The organism is Planococcus sp. S3-L1, assembly GCF_030063085.1.
Classification (GTDB): Bacteria; Bacillota; Bacilli; order Bacillales_A; family Planococcaceae; genus Planococcus; species Planococcus kocurii.
Genome location: NZ_JASISN010000042.1, coordinates 1 through 4,431, shown reverse-complemented (window position 1 = coordinate 4,431; position 4,431 = coordinate 1). Strand labels below are relative to the sequence as shown.

Annotated in this window: 5 protein-coding genes; 1 reads left to right on the top strand and 4 read right to left on the bottom strand. The window is 32.1% G+C overall.

Annotated features, from left to right (window positions below; all coding sequences use genetic code 11):
• The 4 genes from QMF37_RS18080 to QMF37_RS18065 form a co-directional block, all read right to left on the bottom strand.
• A partial coding sequence (locus QMF37_RS18080) for a replication initiation protein (protein WP_283479128.1) occupies positions 1-1,005 on the bottom strand: 1,005 nt, incomplete at its 3' end.
• Between the two features lie 483 nt (positions 1,006-1,488).
• Entirely contained in the window at positions 1,489-2,781 is a 1,293-nt protein-coding gene (locus QMF37_RS18075; protein ID WP_283479126.1) for a plasmid recombination protein, read from the bottom strand.
• A gap of 447 nt (positions 2,782-3,228) precedes the next feature.
• Positions 3,229-3,384 (bottom strand): hypothetical protein, encoded by a 156-nt coding sequence (locus QMF37_RS18070; protein ID WP_283479125.1) that lies wholly within the window; start codon positions 3,382-3,384, stop codon positions 3,229-3,231.
• 34 nt (positions 3,385-3,418) lie between these two features.
• Positions 3,419-3,604 (bottom strand): hypothetical protein, encoded by a 186-nt coding sequence (locus QMF37_RS18065; RefSeq protein ID WP_283479124.1) that lies wholly within the window; start codon positions 3,602-3,604, stop codon positions 3,419-3,421.
• Between the two features lie 187 nt (positions 3,605-3,791).
• Here QMF37_RS18065 and QMF37_RS18060 point away from each other — a divergent pair, with 187 nt between their 5' ends.
• On the top strand, positions 3,792-4,193 hold the full coding sequence (locus tag QMF37_RS18060; RefSeq protein ID WP_283479122.1) for a hypothetical protein: 402 nt from the start codon (positions 3,792-3,794) through the stop codon (positions 4,191-4,193).
• The last annotated feature ends 238 nt before the right edge of the window (positions 4,194-4,431 follow it).

Below are 4,431 nucleotides of genomic sequence, written 5' to 3'. Positions count from 1 at the left end.
GAGCCAATTATAAAATTCTACTTTTTTAACCGTATCTCGAGAAAGTTCAAGATTATTTTTTTCTAGCAAATGATTTAATCGCTTGAAATCCAATATAGCTGTTTGAATTAATTGACTCGCTTTTTCGCTTGTAATTCCAATATCATCATCTGTGAAAATTCGTAATTTCTCGATTTTTCGTACCAAATCTATCGCTCTCTGTCTATCTGCAGTATTGTCTAAATCTACGTATTGGAACATGTTATCGAAAGAAGCATCAACGATATTTTTAATTTCGTTGATTTGCTTTTTGGTTGCACTAGTTAACTTTGTGCCATTTGACCAATCTATTTTAAAGCCTGTAATTGTACGACCTTCTTTTAAATTTTTATATGATACTTCGAGTTCGGTATGCTCATTAATTTCTTTAATAGCAATATCTAGCACACGTTTTTTAAACATTGCTGTATTGATCTGATAGCTATTGATATCTTGTACACCAAATAACTCCATCAATTCATTTTTAGAAATGTTTTTGTACCAGCAACCATAATGCGCTTTTAGGTAATCATATAGTGTCCAAGAGAAACTACTTTTGAAATTTGAAGCAATGGTTAAATCTGTTGTTACGTAGTATTTCTCTTTAACTTCTAAAATATGTGGAAGCATTTTTGGACTCCATTCAAAGGTAAATAATCCTTTGTCATATCCCATTCCTATAAAGGCATTCCAAAATTTGAACTTTTCATTTTCCATATCGACTGTACTAAATTTTATACTCGTGATTTTATCAGAATCTTTTAGGGCGTCTTCTGTTCGATATTGAAGTACACCAAATTTTTCTTCAAAATCAGTTTTGCGAAATTCTGTAACTCCATTTTTTTGTGTGCAAAAAATAGAGTATGCAAGCAATTGCATCTGATTGAGAGTCAATCCTTGATATAACTTAGCCATAGATAATTCATTGCTTTTTTTTATGGAATTTTCGTATGAAATCAACTTCGTTTTACTATTTACTCTCCCCATCATAATTCCCCCAGCTAAACAATTTTCCTTACACTAAATCACTCGTACTATAACAAATACTCCTGTTTTAAAATAACTTTAAATTAGATTGTGTTATTTTAATTATAGTATTTAAATAACATGAAAATCAATGTGTTATTTTTGAAAAGGAGAAAAAGTTATTTCAAAAGGGAGTAAAAGTTATTTTAAAAGGGAGTAAAAGTTATTTTTAAAACCCAAATCCCTTGTGGCTCTAAGCGTTAGAGCTCACCTTAAATGTAAGTAATGTAAGTAATCTTTTAAAGTAATATATATATAGGGAGCACCATTTCATGGTGAAAAATAGAAAAACCAATATGTATCTAAAAAAGCCATATAAAGCCTTCTAAGCTTTTAGTTATAAAAACCAAACAGAAGGCTGATTGTAGTAATTAGAAAGCTTAGAAGGTTGACTAGAATTTGTTTATGGCAATTCAAAAGCGTTAGCAAGAAAGGCAGATGGAATTATCGACTCAGTCCGTTATCTCGCTCTTTTTCGAGTTCCTTTTTGTGCGTTCGTTCAAATTCACTTACTTTGGGTTCTAAGTCGTTCTTGTCTCGAAACATCGAGGTTTTTTCTTTAACAAGGTCTCCAAACTTCTTAAAAGCTCCTTTAAAGCTTCTGGTGTCCTCTGTAAGCTCTTTTATGAACTCTTTAGCGCTAAGATAGGTCGTTTTTAATTCAAGCTTTAAATCCAGTGCATACGTATTTAAACGGTCGTATTTATTTTCTAACTTGTTATAGTCAGCTAATTTCGTGTTGAATTTCTTCACGACTCGATTGAAATCAAGTCTAAAATCTTCTTTTTCGATACGTAACTGTGCATTTTCTTTAGCTAGATCGGTTGTCTTTAAGTGCTCATAATCCTTTTTGATAACGACAGCTGCATGAATCTGTTCGGTTAGTTCTTCATACTGTTCAGGTGACAACACGTAATTTTCGGTCTCACGTTCAATGACTTCTGATTTCCCTACAAATTTTTGAACCACTTCGGTTCCAACTTCCTTTTTTAGAAAAGGAACAACGGTTTTTTCATCGGGCACGATTTCTTTCAATTGCTTGATTTCACGCTCTAAATCTTTTTTCTCTTTGTAGTCATTAACGTCTTTGTATTGATTTTTGCCAACTAATTTTCGTTCAATTCCACGTTCTTTCAGCATTTTTTCTAGTAAATCAACTTCTTTTTCACGCCACTGATCAAATGGCCGTTCCTTTTTCATTGCCGAATCTTGTTGAAGAATAGCTTTGTCGAAAGAAACTTGTTTTTCCATTCCTCTTTTGTACTCGCCAGCCACTGGAACGAAGTTGATATGTAAATGTGGACTTGCTTCGTCGTTATGGATGACAGCGTTATAGATTTTTAAATTTGGATTTCGCTTTTCAAATCCATCAAACCATTTCTGCAGCACGTCATTTGCAAGTTCTCTTTTTTCATTACTAGAAAAATCCTCTTTGTCTCCAACTTGAATAATCATTTCTTGCTGAACTGATGTTTTTTTACTCGACTGAATGTGCTTGTAGTAATCTGGAATTTTTCGGTCTTGTCTTGTCTGTTTCACGTTGTACTTTTCCAATGCTTCTCCAAACTCTTTTTCATACAAATCTTTTAGATTTTCTTGAACTAAGTATTTATTTTGATGAGAACGAGTTGGATCAATGTGCTTGTTTTGTTCTTTTTCCTTCTCACTCATCTTTCGGTTGTTGTGTTTAATGTTCGTTCTTGTCGAAGATTTTTGACATGAAATACTCATACTCATAAACCTATCACCTCTGCCAAAAATTATACCAAACCGTTTGTTACTTTGACAAAGTAACCTTCTCGTTATTTTGACATGTGCCATGTACAAAATGAAGGCTCTGCGAGGCTTTGGTACAGTTCTATACCAAAAAAATCAAAGAAAACGTGCTGTTGAGGACAGCGTTTCTTACAAATTAAAGTGTAAAAAATCTGGACGGCTGCGTCCTCTTTTTCTCTAAAGAAAAGAAAGCCCTCACTCTCTCGAGAAGGCTTTCTTTTCTTTAGTTATCATTACTTGTAAGACAAGAGATAAAAACAATCCCAGTAATGGAATCGCCCATAATAAAAAATAATTCCCAAAATAATTGCTAGAAAAAGATACATAGCTAACATCACTAATCTTTTTTAAGATTCACCTTAGCTACACTCCTATTCTAATTACTATCTTTAAGCTAAGTATAAAATCTTACACAGGAAAATCTATGTTATTTAAATACCAATCGACAAATTGAGAGAGTTCCTTTTGGTCTTTCTCGTCACGCAGTTCTTCTAATATCTCGTAAAAAATTTTTAGTTCTCGATGAGAACTCCAACGATCTTCCTGTTGTAAATAATTTTTCATGTCCTCCTATTTTCAGCTCATCAATAATTTTTTATTATAAAGAAGAATTGTTTTCTTTATTTTTTTTAATTTTAATATAAAGATACCAGTAAAAAGAAGAAACAATTATTCCTGCTGTACCAAATATATTTACAAGTAATGAAGAATTATTGAGGGACATAATCATAGCGAAAAATAAAATTGCTATAACCACCTGAGTAAAATTGTATAATTTTTCCACGTTTTTCAACTCCTTTAATTCAAAATGTAATAATATGAAAAAGTAGTTATAATTACTTATATTTTCAAATTATTCAAAAAAATATATCTTTTTATAATTAAATGTCTTACTATTCCATTATAATACAAAAAAAGTTAAGGAGAGATAAAATGAAAAACCTGTACTTGCAAGTATTGCGTCACTAGTAATGGTAAGTTCTTTAGCGTTAACACCGTTCAATATAACGACCGAGGGTAGTCAGATTCAATTCTCTACCAACACAGTCGAAGCTGCATCCGGTTGGACTTACGTTGATACTAGAAAAAAAAGTACAAAGGTCTCTAATACAACTACCAAAGCTGGAATTGCTGCAATAGGTTCAGCACTAGCTATTCCCTTACCTTACACTGCGCCACTTTCTGCATTTGCAATAGTAATTATATCCGACAACATGAAAACAGCTTACTTTATAGATAAACGATCCATGCGGATGGCTGGTACTGTATTCCAAGTTAAACATGAAATACAAATGTTTAGCGATTCAAGTTACAAAAAAAAGAAAGGGAGTACAGTCACTATTATTCACAATGATACTGGAGGGCCTAAATAAAAATTATTGTGCGTGAAAAGAGGGAACTACATCCTCTTTTTTTTACTGCTCTTTATTATTCTTAAATATCTGTACCATCTTTAATTATGTGTAATTTCAACCTCTATCTTCGAGCCAATTATAAAATTCTACTTTTTTAACCGTATCTCGAGAAAGTTCAAGATTATTTTTTTCTAGCAAATGATTTAATCGCTTGAAATCCAATATAGCTGTTTGAATTAATTGACTCGCTTTTTCG

Bases quoted from the DNA above. Each gene is read 5' to 3' on its own strand.
- QMF37_RS18070 (WP_283479125.1), bottom strand. From the start codon at position 3,384: ATGAAAAATTATTTACAACAGGAAGATCGTTGGAGTTCTCATCGAGAA.
- QMF37_RS18060 (WP_283479122.1), top strand. From the start codon at position 3,792: ATGGTAAGTTCTTTAGCGTTAACACCGTTCAATATAACGACCGAGGGT.
- QMF37_RS18075 (WP_283479126.1), bottom strand. From the start codon at position 2,781: ATGAGTATGAGTATTTCATGTCAAAAATCTTCGACAAGAACGAACATT.